Origin of the sequence: Streptomyces sp. NPDC005728 (assembly GCF_040630895.1) — a bacterium.
In the GTDB taxonomy this organism is placed as follows: Bacteria; Actinomycetota; Actinomycetes; order Streptomycetales; family Streptomycetaceae; genus Streptomyces.
Genome location: NZ_JBEXYL010000002.1, coordinates 209,249 through 225,273, shown reverse-complemented (window position 1 = coordinate 225,273; position 16,025 = coordinate 209,249). Strand labels below are relative to the sequence as shown.

General features: G+C 71.6%; 9 protein-coding genes and 1 pseudogene. 2 read left to right on the top strand and 8 right to left on the bottom strand.

The window, feature by feature from the left end; genetic code table 11:
- Nucleotides 1-8 precede the first annotated feature (8 nt).
- The 5 genes from ABZ471_RS02800 to ABZ471_RS02780 all read right to left on the bottom strand — a co-directional run bounded on the left by ABZ471_RS02800 (nt 9) and on the right by ABZ471_RS02780 (nt 9,494).
- Nucleotides 9-1,775: an endonuclease/exonuclease/phosphatase family protein gene (locus ABZ471_RS02800; protein ID WP_359061653.1), complete on the bottom strand. Its 1,767-nt coding sequence runs from the start codon at nt 1,773-1,775 to the stop codon at nt 9-11.
- Nucleotides 1,776-2,480: 705 nt separating this feature from the next.
- Nucleotides 2,481-3,854 carry a S53 family peptidase gene (locus ABZ471_RS02795; RefSeq protein ID WP_359061651.1) on the bottom strand — a complete coding sequence of 458 codons (1,374 nt, stop codon included), beginning with the start codon at nt 3,852-3,854 and terminating at the stop codon, nt 2,481-2,483.
- Between the two features lie 190 nt (nt 3,855-4,044).
- Entirely contained in the window at nt 4,045-5,490 is a 1,446-nt protein-coding gene (locus tag ABZ471_RS02790; protein WP_359061649.1) for an aldehyde dehydrogenase family protein, read from the bottom strand.
- A 177-nt stretch (nt 5,491-5,667) separates the two neighbouring features.
- The gene (locus ABZ471_RS02785; protein ID WP_359061647.1) at nt 5,668-7,269 is read right to left on the bottom strand and encodes a PucR family transcriptional regulator; all 1,602 of its coding nucleotides are present in this window, start codon (nt 7,267-7,269) and stop codon (nt 5,668-5,670) included.
- A gap of 101 nt (nt 7,270-7,370) precedes the next feature.
- On the bottom strand, nt 7,371-9,494 hold the full coding sequence (locus ABZ471_RS02780) for an ATP-binding protein (protein WP_359061645.1): 2,124 nt from the start codon (nt 9,492-9,494) through the stop codon (nt 7,371-7,373).
- A 289-nt stretch (nt 9,495-9,783) separates the two neighbouring features.
- On the opposite strand from ABZ471_RS02780, the gene gabT reads away from it, so the two are divergent.
- On the top strand, nt 9,784-11,118 hold the full coding sequence (gene gabT, locus ABZ471_RS02775; protein ID WP_359061643.1) for a 4-aminobutyrate--2-oxoglutarate transaminase: 1,335 nt from the start codon (nt 9,784-9,786) through the stop codon (nt 11,116-11,118).
- Nucleotides 11,119-11,181: 63 nt separating this feature from the next.
- Nucleotides 11,182-12,042: pseudogene (locus ABZ471_RS02770) on the top strand (phosphatase PAP2 family protein); the annotation flags it as partial.
- Between the two features lie 61 nt (nt 12,043-12,103).
- On the opposite strand, the gene ABZ471_RS02765 reads toward ABZ471_RS02770, so the two are convergent.
- The 3 genes from ABZ471_RS02765 to ABZ471_RS02755 form a co-directional block, all read right to left on the bottom strand.
- Nucleotides 12,104-13,918 carry a glycoside hydrolase family 18 protein gene (locus ABZ471_RS02765; protein ID WP_359061641.1) on the bottom strand — a complete coding sequence of 605 codons (1,815 nt, stop codon included), beginning with the start codon at nt 13,916-13,918 and terminating at the stop codon, nt 12,104-12,106.
- An 85-nt stretch (nt 13,919-14,003) separates the two neighbouring features.
- Nucleotides 14,004-14,456 (bottom strand): hypothetical protein, encoded by a 453-nt coding sequence (locus ABZ471_RS02760; RefSeq protein WP_359061639.1) that lies wholly within the window; start codon nt 14,454-14,456, stop codon nt 14,004-14,006.
- A 121-nt stretch (nt 14,457-14,577) separates the two neighbouring features.
- On the bottom strand, nt 14,578-16,008 hold the full coding sequence (locus ABZ471_RS02755) for an FAD-dependent oxidoreductase (RefSeq protein ID WP_359061637.1): 1,431 nt from the start codon (nt 16,006-16,008) through the stop codon (nt 14,578-14,580).
- Between the last annotated feature and the right edge of the window lie 17 nt (nt 16,009-16,025).

Here is a 16,025-nt window from a genome sequence, read left to right as displayed (position 1 = left end):
GTTCGCGGTCAGCCGCGGGCGGACAGGGAGAAGGTGACGACGGCGGCGGCGTGGTCGGAGGGCCAGCCGTTGTCGGCTGTGTCCGGCACCGGTCGGGGCCAGCCGGTGAACAGGGTGTGCGCCTCAAGGACCTTGAGTCGCCCGGCGAACTGGATCTGGTCGATCCGGTCCTGCGGTTCGGCGCCACCGCCCTCGTGCTGCGGTCTGACGGGGGACCAGGTGATGCCGGGCTCCTTCACCGGGCTCGGGTGGGCCTCGCGGAACGCGTCGACGAGACCCGCCTTCTCCAGCGCCTCGGTGACGGGCCAGCGGACCCGGCCCGCTCCCCCGTGCGCGGACGCGGTCCGGCTCGTCCAGTCGTGGTGGGACGGCGAGGCGAGTCCGGCCGCCAGCACGACAGGGGTGCGGGAGTCGAGTTCCGGCCGCAGCGCGGCCACCAGAGCCTGCACCTGCCGGTAGCGGACCGTCCCCTTCTCCGCCGCCTCGACCTGCGCGGGCGTCCCGCCCGCCGACAGCACGTACGGCCCGTAGTCGGCTTCGTCCAGCTGGGCGGTCCACAGGCGTACCGTGCGGTCGCCGGGCAGGTGCAACGTCGCCGCTGCGGCAGGCAGCGCCGCGGTCGGGGCGACGGCATCGGTGAGCGGGTAGCGGCTCACGATGCCGAGGCCGGCGGCCTGGTGCGCATGCCAGCCGAGCGCCCCGGCGAGGTTCTCGGCCCCCTTGTCACCGCATTCCTGGAGCGCTACGACGTCCAGGCCCTGGGTGAGGACCACCCGCAGCTGCTTCTCCAGGAACCCGTCGACGTGGGTGCCGGCGTCCCAGAGGTTCAGCGTGGCCACCTTCAGCCGGAGCCGCTCCCGGGAAGTGCGCACCGGCACCTGGACGGTGACGGTGTCACTTCCGACGGCGCTGTCGGTGACGGCGGCCACCACCCGGCCGGGCTTCCGGGGCGCGAAGAGCGGGGCCGTGCCGCTGACCGTGCCGTCCGCGGCCACCGACAGCCAGGGGTCGCCCCCGACCCGCTGGAACGTCGCGCTGCCCGCGGCGTTGCCCTCGGGCCTGATCCACAGCCCGCCCAGCTTCACCGAGAAGTCCGTGCCCGCGGTCTGCGGTCCGGTGGTGACGGCGTCCACGATCGCGTGCGGGCGCGGGATCACGGGGCGCACCACGAAGCCGAACGGTTCCGTTCTGGCGAGGATGCCGTAGCCGTCCTTGGCCAACAGGTAGGCGGTGTACGGCCCGCCGCTGAGTCCGGAGGTGTCGAGGGTGATGTCGCCGGAGGCAGCGGGGGTGTACTCCCAGGCGAGGGAGGAGCCGTGCCCAGGCTGCCGGTCGCCGTCGTACACACCGATCCAGTTCTTCGCGTCGGGTGTGTCCGTCGTCCAGTGGAAGGAGACCTTGTCGCCCTCGTGCGGGGCGGGTGTCGTCAGCTTCACCGAGTCGCCGACGGGGGCGTCGCTCGCGAAGGTGAACGGCTCGGTCCTGGCGAGGACGTCGTAACCGTTCTTGGCCAGCAGATACACGACGTACGGCCCGCCGCTCAGGCCGGAGGTGTCGAGGGTGGTCTGCCCGGAGGCGCCGGGCACGTACGCCCACACCAGGGAGTTGCTGCCGCTGCCGGGCAGCCGGTCGGCGGGGTAGACGCCGATCCAGTTCTTGGGGTCGGGCGCGTCCGTCGCCCAGGTGAAGGCCAGTTCGTCGCCGCGCTGCGGAGGCGTCGTGGAGCCGATCGCGATGCTGCTCCCGGACACGGCGGCCTGTGAGAGGGATGTCACGGTGTTGGGTCCTCTCCGCCCCGGGTACCGCCGTGGCGCCACCCGGGTGAGCAAAGTTGTCTAGATAACTTCGCTCCCCAGCAAGCCGTCCCCCGGCGACGAGGCCGTGAACGAGAGGTTGCCGCCGCCCGGGAAGAAGACGGAAATCTGAAGACTCCCCCACGGGCGGAATGACCGACGCCGGGCCAGAGGATGCCCCCCTACCTGCAGATTTCCAACTCCGTCAGCCTCTGCTGTGACCCACAGAGACCCTCAGGACCGCATACCGCCTCGTCACCGCCCGGACGGATACCGCACCTTGCATCCTTCACGGACTCACACCTGCGCTGTGCACAGAGATTGCTGCCGGTAGCCTGTTGCCCTGTGCCGGCAGATCAGGCGTCGGCGGGCGCTCTTCAGCTGAAGTGGGAGCTGGTGGGGCATGGTTGGGTGAAGTGCCAGCTGATCAGCTACTGCACCGACGCGTTGGCGGATCTCGTGGCAGCCACAGGCAAGTTGCACTCAGCGACAGACCCTGCATGAACGCAGGTGACCTCCTCCGCACGCAGTCCACGACCTCACCAACAGACTTGGAAAGCGTGCGCCTCGGTCCTGTCAGTGCTGGGGGCACAACGGGCGAACCAGACGCGGACGGCCCGGGCGTAGAACCCGGGCCGTCACCAGGGTGGCTGTCAGGGAGGAAACCCCCGTCGCAGCAGCGCCCCGTCAGCCCCGGTGGCTCGCCTTCACGAGGGCCGGCACGAAGCGGAGGGCGTCCACCGTGCCCACGCCGGTCGCCATGTCGTAGCCCTTGACGGCCTTGTAGCCGGTGACGTGTTCGTAGCTGTTGTCGGTGCCGTCGTTGACGTCGACGATGCCGGTGTTCCGGTGCTTGGACAGGCTGTACAGCGCCTCGTTGATGTTGCCCAGACGGTGGCCCGCCGCCTGGTCGGCGAGAGCGACGATGCCCGAGAAGAGCGGGCTCGCCTCGCTGGTGCCGCCGGTGACGTCCCAGCCGGTGGCGGTCGGGTCGTAGCTGGAGTAGATCCAGGCGCCGCCGTTGACCGCGGCGGCCATCGACACGTCCGGGGTGCCACGGCGGGCGCCGACGACGTTCTTCACACCGTTCTGGAAGGCCGGGCGGGAGAAGACGTGGGACTGGCCGCCGCCACCCGCGCCGTAGTCGTTGTAGACGCTGTCCGGCTTGACGCGGTCACCCTTGTCGTTCAGGTGGAGCTGGGTGCCGCCGATGGAGGTGACCAGCGGGTCCGAGGAGGGCCAGGAGTTGACGCGCTTGTCGTAGTAGTGCTTGCCGTCCGACTTGAGGTCGGTGGCGCCGCCGTCACCGGAGGAGGCGAGGACGGTGACGTGCTTACGGTTCGCGGCCTGGAAGGCGTACCGCAGCTTCTTGATGCTGGAGAAGTCGCCCCGGCCGAAACCCGGGAACGTGTTCTCGGTGGCGCCGAAGCTCTGGGTGATGACGTCGCCGACACCCTGGTCGATCAGGTGCTTCTCGGCGGACATCATCTCCGGCAGACCGGTGGTGCCCTCGGTCTCGGAGACGGCCGTCTCCACCAGGACGATCTTGGCGCCGGGCGCCACGGCGTGAGCCATCTCGACGTCCAGGGTGGTCTCGCCGGCCCACCCGGTCATGTCGGAGTTCTTGGGGTCGAAGGCGGGGACGTGGCCCCACTTGACCACCTTGACCTTGGTACTCGGCAGGCCGAACTGCTTGCTGTAGACGTCCAGGTCGTGCTGGACGGTCGGGGATCCGAACGAATCGACGATGACGATCGTGCGCCCCTTGCCCGTGATGCCCTTGCGGTACAGCGGGTTGAGGTTGTACGCGGTGCGGTACTGGAGCGGGTTGTAGCAGTTGATGTGCCACTTGGCCTGGCACTGCTCGCTGGAGAGCGGGCCGGCCACGCCATGGACCAGGGTGTGCCCCGCGACGGCCGGAACAGCCTTGGTGTGCGGTACGGCGGCGGGCGCGGCGAGGGTGGCGCCGGCCTGCGAGGTGGTCGCCAGCGCGGCGGCGACGAGAGCGGCGGTGGCGGCCGCGGACGCCGCGACGCCGCGCCCGGTACGGGCTATGTGCATGGATTCCCCTGAGTGATGCAGAGACGACGTCCCGAGTGGGACGAAGTGGTCTACGCGCATCCCATCGGGGAGTCATGCACAGGACAAGGCTATTGAACGGTCGATGCCGAATCCTTTACCCGGCAATAGGAACGGCCGCAGCCCCCGCACAGTGGGCTGCGGCCGTTCCGGCTGACCTGTCCGTGGCAGGTCAGAGCGCGAGTCCGGTCAGGACCAGCACGCGCTCGTATGTGTAGTCGTCCATCGCGAACCTGACGCCCTCGCGGCCCACACCGGACTGCTTGGCGCCGCCGTACGGCATCTGGTCGGCGCGGTAGGAGGGGACGTCGCCGATGACGACGCCGCCGACCTCAAGGGCGCGGTGGGCGCGGAAGGCGACCTGGAGGTCGTGGGTGAACACGCCCGCCTGGAGGCCGTACTTGGAGGAGTTGACGGCGGCGAAGGCCTCCGCCTCCCCGTCCACCTTCGCCACGGTGAGGACCGGTCCGAAGACCTCCTCGCAGGCGATCGTCGTGTCGGCCGGTACGTCCGTGAGGACGGTCGGCGCGTACGAGGCGCCGTCGCGGTCGCCGCCCGTGAGCAGCGTGGCGCCGGCCTCCACCGCCTCCTTCACCCACGACTCGACGCGCCGGGCGGCGTCCTCGCTGACCAGCGGGCCGACATCGGTCTTGTCGTCCGAGGGGTCGCCGGTGACCTGGGCCTCCACGGCGGCGACGATGCGCGGCAGCAGGCGGTCGTAGACGGAGGCATCCGCGATCACACGCTGCACGGAGATGCAGGACTGGCCGCCCTGGTAGTTGGAGAAGGTCGCGATGCGGGTCGCGGCCCAGTCCAGGTCGGCGTCGCTCGCGAAGTCGCCGAGGACGACGGCCGCGCCGTTGCCGCCCAGCTCCAGGGTGCAGTGCTTGCGCGGCACCGAGTCCATGATCGCGTAGCCGACCGTCTCGGAACCGGTGAAGGAGATGACCGGCAGGCGCTCGTCCTGGACGAGGGCGGGCATGCGGTCGTTGGCGACCGGGAGGATGGACCAGGAGCCGGCCGGCAGGTCGGTCTCGGCCAGCAGGTCGCCGATGATCAGGCCGGAGAGCGGGGTGGCGGGCGCCGGCTTCAGGATGATCGGGGCGCCGGCCGCGATCGCCGGGGCGACCTTGTGGGCGCACAGGTTCAGCGGGAAGTTGAACGGCGCGATACCGAGGACGACGCCCTTCGGGAAGCGGCGGGTCAGCGCCAGTCGGCCCTGGCCGCCGGCGTCGGTGTCGAGGCGCTGGGCCTCGCCGCCGTTGAAGCGGCGGGCCTCCTCGGCCGCGAACCGGAAGACGGAGACGGCACGGCCGACCTCGCCACGGGCCCACTTGATCGGCTTGCCGTTCTCGGCGGAGATCAGCTGGGCGATCTCCTCGGTGCGCTCGACCAGACGCTTGCTGACGTGGTCGAGGGCCGCGGCGCGCACGTGCGCCGGGGTGGCGGCGAACTCGTCCCGCACGGCGTACGCGGCGGCCACGGCCTCCTCGACCTGGGCGTCCGTCGGCACGCTGACCTTGCCGACCGGTCGCCCGTCCCACGGGGAGGTGACGTCGAAGGTGTCCTCGCCGGTGACCTGGCGGCCGGCGAGCCAGAAGGCGTGGGTGGAAGTCATGTGAGTCCCGGCCCTTCCGCGTTGTGGGTGTGCGTGTTCTTTCGTGGTCCACGGTAGGGCGGGGGCAAGCAGGGGTCGCTTGTCCGAGTCGTACGGGTGGGGGTGGGCGATGCTCCGGTTTGGCGGGGTGAGGCACCGGCGGGCCCACTGTCCAGGGGGCAGAGCCCCCTGGTACGGCTACTCCGGTGACGTCGCCTTCAAGGCCAGCCACAGCTCCATCCGGACATCGGGGTCGTCCAGAGAGCGCCCCAGAATCTCCTCGACCCTCCGCATCCGGTACCGCAGCGTGTGCCGATGCACCCCGAGGTCCGCCGCGGCCGCGTCCCACTGTCCGTGCCGGGAGAGCCAGGCCCGCAGGGAGGCGACCAGGTCACCCCGGCCCGTCGCGTCGTGCTCGTGCAGCGCCCGCAGCAACCCGTCGGCGAACGCCTTCACCGCATCGTCGGCCAGCAACGGCAGCACGGACCCCGCAGCCAACTGCTCGTGCTCCACCAGCACCCGCCCCCGCCGCCGCGCCACCGACAGCGCCTGCTCGGCCTGCTTGTAGGCCGCCGCGGCGGCGATCGGTCCGACCGGGGCCGACAGCCCGACGACCAGGTCGTCCTCGTCCCCGGCCGTCTGCTCGGACACGGCGCGCCCCGCCTCCCGCTCCGCCGCGTACTGGTCGCACGCGGCCACCGCCGCGCCCCCGTCCGCGGCCAGCACCACCAGCCGCTCCCCCTCGGGCACGACCAGCACGGCCTCCCCGGCACGGGCGGCCGCCGACTCCACGGCCTCCGCGATCCCGCCCAGCGGGTCGCCGTCCGCCTGTGTGAGCGCCCGCGCGGCCGGACCCGACGCCGACTCGGCGACGATCATCCGGAAGGGCGCGTCGAGCAGCCCGCCGTACAGGTCCCCGGCGACGGCCCGGGCGTGGTCCGGCTCCCCGGCCAGCAGCATGCGCAGCACGGCCGCGCCGACCCGCTGCTCGGCCGCGTGCAGCGAACGGGAGCGTTCGGTGGTGAGGGTGAGCAGAGCGATCGCGGAGTGGACGGCGTACCGCTCGGCGGTGCCCAGGGCGGCGGCCGTACCGACGGCGAGGGCGGCGCGCGGACGCCGGCCCGTGCCCAGGGAGTGCAGCTCCACCCGGTCCTCGTTGTCCGGTCCGCCGACGACCGAGGAGGCGGGTGCGGGCCGCTCCCGCAGCCGTTCGACGTCCGCGGTGAGCCGGGCGGCCCGGCGGCCGGCCCATTCGGGTGCGGTGGCGACGACGGCGCCCGAGGCGTCGTACAGCGCCGCCCACCCGTCGACCTGCGCGGCGAGCGCGCCGAGCAGCCCCTCGGGGCCGGCGCTCAGGGTCTGCTTGGTCAGCTCGCGCTGGGCGGCAAAGCCCGCCGTGACGGCCCGGTACTGGTCGGCGGCGATCGCGGCGGAGACGGCCTTGCTGATGGCCAGGAACGGGGTGCGGCGGGGCACCTCCAGCAGCGGCAGCCTCTCCTCCTCCGCGGCGTCGAGAAGGGCCTTGGGGATCTCCTCGTAGTTGACCCCGACGGCGAAGCCGAGCCCGACGACGCCCGCCCCGACCAGCCGCTTCACATACCGCCGCATGGCCTCCGGATCCTCCGCGTCCAGCTTGAGCGCGGTGATCAGCAGCAGCTCGCCGCCCTCCATGTAGGGCACGGGGTCGGCCAGCTCGCTCACGTGCGCCCAGCGGACGGGCACGTCGAGGCGGTCCTCGCCCGCGCGCACGGTCAGCTTGAGCGCCGAATGGTGGACGAGCGAGGCGAGTGTCGGGGGCATGAGGCCTTCAGATCGAGGAGAACCAGGTGACCAATTGGCCGCTACGTATGAACAGCCTATGCCGATTCTGCCTCACCGTACGGTCCCCGGATGCCTCTTGCTCAGCCCCGCAGATCCACCAGCAACGGCGGAGCGTGCTCACCCTGCACGGTGGTCAGCGACAGCACCGCATGCCCCGGCGGCACCCCGTGCGCCAGCTCGGAGGCCGACCAGCGCTCGCGCTCCACCTGGCGGACGGTGACGGCCCGGGCGGTGGGCGCCTGACCGGTGATGACCCGGCGCAGCATGTGCACGGCCTTGCCCGCCGGGGTCTCGGCGATGATCTGCCGGTCGGTGACGTCCCGGGTCTCGGTCCACTCCTTGCCCCACACCTCGGCGAAGTCCTGCCCGTCCCAGGGGGTGAGCCCGGACAGCGCCATCCGGCAGCCGGTGGCGCCGAGCAGCGGCCCGCGCAGCGGCCGGGGCACGTCGTCCAGGGTGCGCAGGGTCAGCACGGTGCCCGCATGGGCGGACCGCAGCCGCTGGATGCCGCGCACGGACTCCGGGGTGACCACTCCGGAGGCGTCGTCCAGCAGCAGGCAGGCGAACAGCGACCGGTCCTCCCGTACCGTCACGCTGGCCGTGAACTGGGCGAGCACCAGCCGGGCGAGGATCCGGGAGGCGTCGGCGTGCCCGCGCTGGGGCAGGTCGATACGGACCCGGACCGGGTGGTCGAGGGCCTTGAGCGAGAACGGCCGGGACTGTCCGGAGGTGTCGAAGAAGGCGGCGAAGGCGGGCCGGTCGAGCAGCGCGATCCGGTCGGCGAGCACCGCGCCGACATCGCCCGGGTGCGCCATCTGACGCTCCCGCGCGTCCAGTTCCCTCAGCAGCGGCTCCTGGCCGGTGTCCGTCAGCGCCTTGCGGAGAGCGGCCAGCGGGCCGGGCGTGCCGTCGAGCAGCTGGCGCAGCTCGGGCACGGAGGGGAAGCGGTCGTGGACGGCACGGAAGGGGCCGAGCAACTGGGCGAGGACGGTGGTGGAGCGGCGGCTGTCCCCGCCGGGGTGCGGGTCGGCGAGGTCGCCGACGAGGGCCTCGGCGAGTATGGCGGCCGCCTCGTCCGGGTCGGTCGTGCCGCCGTACAGGTCGAGGTCGTAGACGGAGTCGGGGTGCCCGATCCGTACGACGACGTCGTACGACTCGGCCGGGCCGAGCCCCGCGCCCGCCGCGCCGACCACCACGACGGCGGCGCGTCCGGCGAGGGCGTGCAGGCACAGCGACTCGGCGAGCGGCCGGATGACCGCTCCGGTCTTGCCGGAGCCGGCGGGGCCGACGGCGAGCAGCGAGGTGCCGAGCAGTTCGGGGCCGAGGGCGAGTCCGGAGCCGCGGTAGTGGTACGGGTTGCGCGGGTCGTCGGCGGTGGTGCCGAGCCTGACCTGCCCGGTGAGCAGGTCGTGCCGGGCCTGCCGGGCGGGCACGTCGCGCTCGCCGGAGGGGTGCAGGCAGGCGGCCGAGCCGTCCTTCAGCACGGCGCCCGTGAAGGAGGCGAGCGTGTGCGTGCCGGACCGTACGCCCTGCCAGGCCCGGTCGAGCCGGGCGTGGTCGACGTCCCGCATGAGCCCGGCCCTCGCCTCGGCGGCCAGCCGCTCGGCGGCCTCATGGGCGCCGGCCCGCCGCAGCTGGGGCCACTCGGCGGGATCCTGCTCGGGAGCGGGCGCCGGCTCGGCGGCGGGTACGGCGGAACGCCAGGCGGGGGGACCGTAGCGGCGCCAGACCTCGCCCCAGCGGCCGAGACGGCCGACGACGAGCATGATGGCTACAGCGATGAGCGTGTAGTACGAGTACCAGAGGACGGCGTTGCCGACATGGTCGTTCTGGCGCCAGGAATCGGGCGTGAACAGCTCCAGGGGCAGCACCCACCAGCCGCCCAGGTAGCCGTTCCACAGCAGGGACCAGACCAGCCAGCCCACGAGGAACGCGATCACGGCGCCGCTCAGCAACTGCCGGGCGGGGATCCGCTCGGGCTCCTGCTCGGGCCGGGGCCGGTGCCCGAAGCGCCACACGCCCGGGGCCGTCTCCGGCCGGGACGTCCGCAGCCAGGTGAGGAAGGCCGAGCCGTCCGGCCTCGGCGGAGCCCCGGGCGGCACCGGGGGCATGGGCGGCACGGCGGAAGCCTCCCGGGGCTCCGCCGGGCGTGGCACAGGATTCGCATGCGTACCGCGCGCGTCCCGCGTCCCGTCGCTGTCCATCGCCCTTGCCCCCTGACCAGCCGTTCCGTCCACCATCAGCGAGCCAATCTAACGCCCCGACAAAGGGAGTTCACCGTTTACGCGGCGGTGAGTGCGCCCCGGCCGGGCACACCTCTCCCCTACTGCTATGTCCACGACGGACAACCAATCTTCTCGACAACGCCCACATGGAGCATGCCCACCCTCCGTTTGCGGCCCTAGCCTGCGAAGAAAGAGACAAGCGTCCGAAAAACGCACCGTCCGGAACCGCCCGGGAACACCCGGTACGCAAGATCATCAGGGAGCACCCATGACCGCACTTCCGCAGGAGCGCAGCGTCGTCACCGCCATCCCCGGCCCGAAGTCGCAGGAGCTGCAGGCCCGCCGCCTCGCCGCGGTCGCGCAGGGCGTGGGCTCGGTGCTGCCCGTTTTCACCGCGCGCGCGGGCGGCGGCATCATCGAGGACGTCGACGGCAACCGGCTCATCGACTTCGGCTCCGGCATCGCCGTGACCTCCGTCGGTGCCTCCGCCGAGGCCGTCGTACGCCGCGCGAGCGCCCAGCTGGCCGACTTCACCCACACCTGTTTCATGGTCACCCCGTACGAGGGCTATGTGGAGGTCGCGGAGGCCCTCGCGGAGCTGACCCCGGGTGACCACGCCAAGAAGTCCGCGCTGTTCAACTCCGGCGCCGAGGCCGTCGAGAACGCCGTGAAGATCGCGCGTGCGTACACCAAGCGCCAGGCGGTCGTCGTGTTCGACCACGGCTACCACGGCCGGACCAACCTGACGATGGCGCTGACCGCCAAGAACATGCCGTACAAGAACGGCTTCGGGCCGTTCGCGCCCGAGGTGTACCGCGTGCCGGTGGCGTACGGCTACCGCTGGCTGACCGGCCCGGAGAACGCCGGTGCCGAGGCGTCCGCGCAGGCCATCGACATGATCAACAAGCAGATCGGTGCCGACAACGTGGCCGCGATCATCATCGAGCCGGTGCTCGGTGAAGGTGGCTTCATCGAGCCGGCCAAGGGCTTCCTGCCCGCGATCAGCCAGTTCGCCAAGGACAACGGCATCGTCTTCGTCGCCGACGAGATCCAGTCCGGCTTCTGCCGCACCGGTCAGTGGTTCGCCTGCGAGGACGAGGGCATCGTCCCCGACCTGATCACCACCGCCAAGGGCATCGCGGGCGGTCTCCCGCTCGCCGCCGTGACCGGCCGCGCCGAGATCATGGACGCCGCGCACGCGGGCGGCCTGGGCGGCACCTACGGCGGCAACCCGGTCGCCTGCGCCGGTGCGCTCGGCGCCATCGAGACGATGAAGGAGCTGGACCTCAACGCCAAGGCGAAGAACATCGAGGCGGTCATGAAGGCGCGCCTCACCGCCATGGCCGAGAAGTTCGACATCATCGGCGACGTCCGCGGCCGCGGCGCCATGATCGCCATCGAGCTGGTCAAGGACCGCGCCACCAAGGAGCCGAACCCGGAGGCCACCGCCGCCCTCGCCAAGGCCTGCCACCAGGAGGGCCTGCTGGTCCTGACCTGCGGCACCTACGGCAACGTGCTGCGCTTCCTGCCTCCGCTGGTCATCGGCGAGGACCTCCTGAACGAGGGCCTGGACATCATCGAGCAGGCTTTCTCGCGCATCTGAGCGAGTGGACTGCACCTCTGAAGGGTGCCTGCGGCAGCCGTGTGAAGAAGGTGTGCGAGGTGGATGGCGGGACGCGATTCCGTCTGCCCAAGCGCCTCGGGCTGCCGTAGGTTCTACCCAGATGAGAGATACACCCCGCCCACAGGGGACTGTGGGCGATCTCGGGCCGAGGCCTCCCCAGCTTCGACCTGGTCGTGCCCTCGCGCACACAACCGGGGCCTGACGGCTCCGGGATCTCCTCACCGATCGGACGGTCGCCGCCCCAAACCCCCCGGGGCGCGCGACGTCCCGATCCGGACGGCCGCCTCGGAACCACCCCCCCTGTTCCGGGGCGGCCGACCTCCTTCCTCCCCCGCCGGGTCTGAGAAGCTGGGCCGCGTGTCGACGTCACCGGATCCGCGCCCGAAGTACGCGCTCCTGGCCCTGCCCACGCTCCTGCTCACCCTGATCACCTGGCAGGTCGTCACCCACGGCCCGCTCCTGCGCCTCGACGCGCGGTTGAGCCGGCAACTCGTCCGCCCGGACCGGTTCTCCGAACTCCTCTCCGACCTCGGCAACATCCAGGTCGCCGTCCCGGTGCTCGTCCTGGCCCTCACGTACTCCGCCTGGCGCGGCCGCACGACGGGGACGGACCACTGGTGGCTGCCGCCCGCCGCCGCGGCCGTACTGATGGCGCTGGTCCCGGCGTTCGTCGTCCCGCTGAAGGACTGGACCGCCCGGCCGGGGACCCCGCTGATGCCCCCGGGGGTCGGCTACTTCCCCTCCGGTCATACGGCGACCGCGGCGATCGCGTACGGTTCCGCGACCCTGCTCCTGCTCCCCTGGCTGCGCTCGCCCGCCGCCCGCCGGGCTCTCGTCGGCATCTGCTCGGCCCTCGTGCTCGGCGTCTCCTACGGCCTGGTCCGCCGGGGCTGGCACTGGCCGCTGGACGTGGTGGCCGGCTGGTGCCTGGGCACGGTGCTGCTGACCGCCCTGTCCTTCGTGCTCAGCCGAAGTACGCGTCGAAGTTCTTCTGGAACTCCCAGTCGGAGTAGCGGTCCCAGTTCACCGACCACGTCATCAGACCCCGAAGAGCGGGCCAGGTCCCGTGGGTCGGGTACGAGCCGCAGTTCGTCTTCTTCGTCAGGCAGTCCAGGGTCTTGGTGACCTCGGACGGGGCCACGTACCCGTTGCCCGCGTTCGTCGACGCCGGCATGCCGATGGCGACCTGGTCGGGGCGCAGCGGCGGGAAGACGTTGTTCGCGTCGCCCGCGACCGGGAAACCGGTGAGCAGCATGTCGGTCATGGCGATGTGGAAGTCGGCGCCGCCCATGGAGTGGTACTGGTTGTCCAGGCCCATGATCGGGCCCGAGTTGTAGTCCTGGACGTGGAGCAGGGTCAGGTCGTCGCGCAGGGCGTGGATGACCGGCAGGTACGCGCCGCAGCGCGGGTCCTGGCCGCCCCACTTGCCGGTGCCGTAGAACTGGTAGCCGTTCTGCACGAAGAAGGTCTCCGGCGCCATCGTCAGCACGAACTTCGAGCCGTACTTGGCCTTGAGGGTCTTCAGGGCCGAGATGAGGTTCACGATCACGGGCGTGGTGGGGTTCTTGAAGTCCGTGTCGTTCGCGTTCAGGGACAGCGAGTGGCCCTCGAAGTCGATGTCCAGGCCGTCGAGGCCGTAGGTGTCGATGATGTTCGAGACCGAGGAGACGAAGGCGTCGCGGGCCGCCGTGGTCGTCAGCTGGACCTGGCCGTTCTGGCCTCCGATCGAGATCAGGACCTTCTTCCCGGCGGCCTGCTTGGCCTTGATCGCCGCCTTGAAGTCGGCGTCGCTCTCGACGTTCGGGCACTCGGTGACCGGGCAGCGGTTGAAGCGGATGTCGCCGGAGGTGGCCGAGGTGGGCTCGCCGAAGGCGAGGTCGATGACGTCCCAGCTGTCGGGTACGTCGGCCAGGCGGGTGTAGCCGGAGCCGTTGGCGAAGGTGGCGTGGAGGTAGCCGACCAGGGCGTGGGCGGGCAGGCCGGGCGTTCCGCCGCCGGTGCCGGCCGCGGTCGTCGCGGTCACCGCGGCCGACCTGGCGGACTCGCCGGCGTCGTTGCTCGCGGTGACCTGGAAGCTGTACGCCGTCGACGGCGCGAGTCCGGTGACGGTGGCCGACGTGCCGCTCGCCGTCTGGACCCTGACCCCGTCGCGGTAGACCGCGTAACTGGTGGCGCCGGTCGCCGCCGACCAGGACAGGGCGACGGAGGAGGACGTGACCGTGCCGGTCCTGAGGCCGGTGGGCGGGGCGGGCGGCTGCCCGGTGCTCGCGCCCGGGCCGACCAGGGAGACGTCGTCGGCGTAGTAGGCGCCGGTGCCGTACCAGCCGTGCGTGTAGAGGGTCACCTTCGTCGTGGCGGCGCCGGTGGTGAAGGTGGTGGTCAGCTTCTGCCAGTCGGGGGCGGACTGGGTCCAGGTGGAGACGTCGGGGGTGCCGGTGCCGTTCGCGCCGAGGTAGACGTAGGAGCCGCGGACGTAACCGGACAGCGTGTAGTGCGCGTTCGGCTGGACGGTCACCGTCTGCGCGCACTGGGCGTTGTCGCTGCCGGCCGGGGTGGCCTGCAGTGCGGAACTTCCGCTGTGCACAGGCGAGTTGACCGTCGTACCGGCCGTGCAGGTCCAGCCGTCGAGGCCGGACTCGAAGCCGCCGTTGCGGGTGAGGTCCGCGTCGGCCGCACGGGCGGCCGACGACAGCGCGGTGATGCCGGGCACGGCCAGCAGGGCGGCCGTGAGCAGGGCGAGGACGGATCTGGGGCGTCCGGCGCGTCGGGTGCGGTCCACAAGGGCCTCCGGCGATGGGGGAGTTGGAGGGGCGGAGTGCACTCAACTTGGTCCAGACCAATCCTGTTGTCAAGGTGTGCGGTCGCTACCCGCCCCCGTCCCCGGTCGGCCCCGCCGCCGCCTCGTGCATCGCCAGTTCCAGCAGCGCCGGATCGGTCAGCGTGCCGGAGCCGTCCGGCGCCACCAGCCAGCGGACGCCCTGCGTGGCCCGGCCCGGGTACGGCACGACGATCCAGGTGCCGGGCCCGGCGGTACGGATGCCGGTGCCGAGCCAGCGGGCCGCGGTGCCCGGCGGCACGAAGAAGCCGACCCGGTTGTCACCGAAGTCGGCCAGTACCGGGCCGGGGTGATCGAGCACCCGGGTGAGCACGTCGAGCGTGGGATAGCCCAGGTCGCCCGGCAGGATCAGCACGTCCCAGGCCTTGCCCGCCGGGAGCAGCGCGACCCCGAGGGGGTTGCGCTCCCATTCCCAGCGGCAGGCCCCGGGATCCGGTGCGACGGATGCCAGCCATTCGACCGCCGTCTTCGCCCCAGTCATGAGAAGGCCTCCCTTTCCCTCGTGGACGCACTCGCGTCACCAGGGAGAGGGAGGCCCTGCGGTCCGCATTACGCGGCTTCCGGATCCTCTTTGGAGTGAGCTGGATCACACCCCTCGGGGTTCAGCTGTCGAAGCCAAGACCCAGCCGGTCCATCGCCCGCAGCCACAGATTGCGCCGGCCGCCGTGGGCGTCCGCGCGGGCCAGCGACCACTTGGTCAGGGCGATACCGGTCCAGGCGAAGGGCTCCGGCGGGAACGGCAGCGGTTTCTTGCGCACCATCTCCAGCTCGGTCCGCTCGGTGCGCTCCCCGTCCAGCAGGTCCAGCATCACGTCGGCGCCGAACCGCGTGGCGCCGACGCCGAGCCCGGTGTAGCCGGCCGCGTACGCCACCTTCCCTTGGTGGGCCGTGCCGAAGAACGCCGAGAAGCGGGAGCAGGTGTCGATCGCGCCGCCCCAGGCGTGGGTGAAGCGGACGCCCTCCAGCTGCGGGAAGCAGGTGAAGAAGTGCCCCGCGAGCTTGGCGTACGTCTCCGGCCGGTCGTCGTACTCGGCGCGCACCCGGCCGCCGTAGTGGTGGATCGCGTCGTAGCCGCCCCACAGGATCCGGTTGTCGGCGGACAGCCGGAAGTAGTGGAACTGGTTCGCCGAGTCGCCGAGGCCCTGGCGGTTCTTCCAGCCGATCTCGGCCAGTTGGTCGGCGCTCAGCGGCTCGGTCATCAGCGCGTAGTCGTAGACCGGGACGGTGTACGAGCGCACGCGCCGCAGCAGGCTCGGGAAGATGTTCGTGCCGAGCGCGACCCTGCGGGCGCGGACGGAACCGTACGGGGTGCGGACGGCCAGTCCGGCACCGTACTGCTGCAGGGTGAGGGCGGGCGTGTGCTCGTACACGCGCACGCCCAGCCGGATGCACGCCTGCTTCAGACCCCAGACCAGCTTGGCCGGGTTCAGCATGGCCACGCCCCGGCGGTCCCACAGGCCCGCCTCGAAGGTGGGCGAGGCGACCTGCTCGCGCACGGCGTCGGCGTCGAGGAACTCGATGCCGTCCGCGAGGCCCCTCTGATCCAGCTCCCGGTGCCAGTCGCGCAGCTCCCAGGCCTGGTAGGTCTCGGTGGCGACGTCGATCTCGCCGGTGCGCTCGAAGTCGCAGTCGATGCCGTGCCGGGCGACGGCGGCCTCGATCTCGTCGAGGTTGCGCCGGCCCATCTCCTCCAGCTTGTGGATCTCGTCCGGCCAGCGGGCCAGCCCGTTGGGCAGGCCGTGCGTGAGGGAGGCAGCACAGAAGCCGCCGTTGCGTCCGGAGGCGGCCCAGCCCACCTCGCGGCCTTCCAGCAGCACCACATCGCGCTGCGGGTCGCGCTCCTTGGCATTGAGTGCGGTCCACAGTCCGCTGTAGCCGCCGCCGACGACCAGCAGGTCGCAGGTCTCGGCGGTGGTGAGGGCGGGCTCGGCGTGCGGCTTGCCGGGGTCTTCCAGCCAGTACGAGACCGGCTGGGCTTCGGAAAGAGAGGCCATCCAGTTGTCTTTGCCACGACTCATGGCGCTTGGGGCCATGATTTCAACTCCCTACA

Coding starts and splice junctions, on each gene's coding strand:
- ABZ471_RS02780 (WP_359061645.1), bottom strand. CDS start 9,494: ATGGACAGCGACGGGACGCGGGACGCGCGCGGTACGCATGCGAATCCT.
- ABZ471_RS02785 (WP_359061647.1), bottom strand. CDS start 7,269: ATGCCCCCGACACTCGCCTCGCTCGTCCACCATTCGGCGCTCAAGCTG.
- ABZ471_RS02755 (WP_359061637.1), bottom strand. CDS start 16,008: ATGGCCCCAAGCGCCATGAGTCGTGGCAAAGACAACTGGATGGCCTCT.
- ABZ471_RS02760 (WP_359061639.1), bottom strand. CDS start 14,456: ATGACTGGGGCGAAGACGGCGGTCGAATGGCTGGCATCCGTCGCACCG.
- gabT (WP_359061643.1), top strand. CDS start 9,784: ATGACCGCACTTCCGCAGGAGCGCAGCGTCGTCACCGCCATCCCCGGC.
- ABZ471_RS02795 (WP_359061651.1), bottom strand. CDS start 3,854: ATGCACATAGCCCGTACCGGGCGCGGCGTCGCGGCGTCCGCGGCCGCC.
- ABZ471_RS02790 (WP_359061649.1), bottom strand. CDS start 5,490: ATGACTTCCACCCACGCCTTCTGGCTCGCCGGCCGCCAGGTCACCGGC.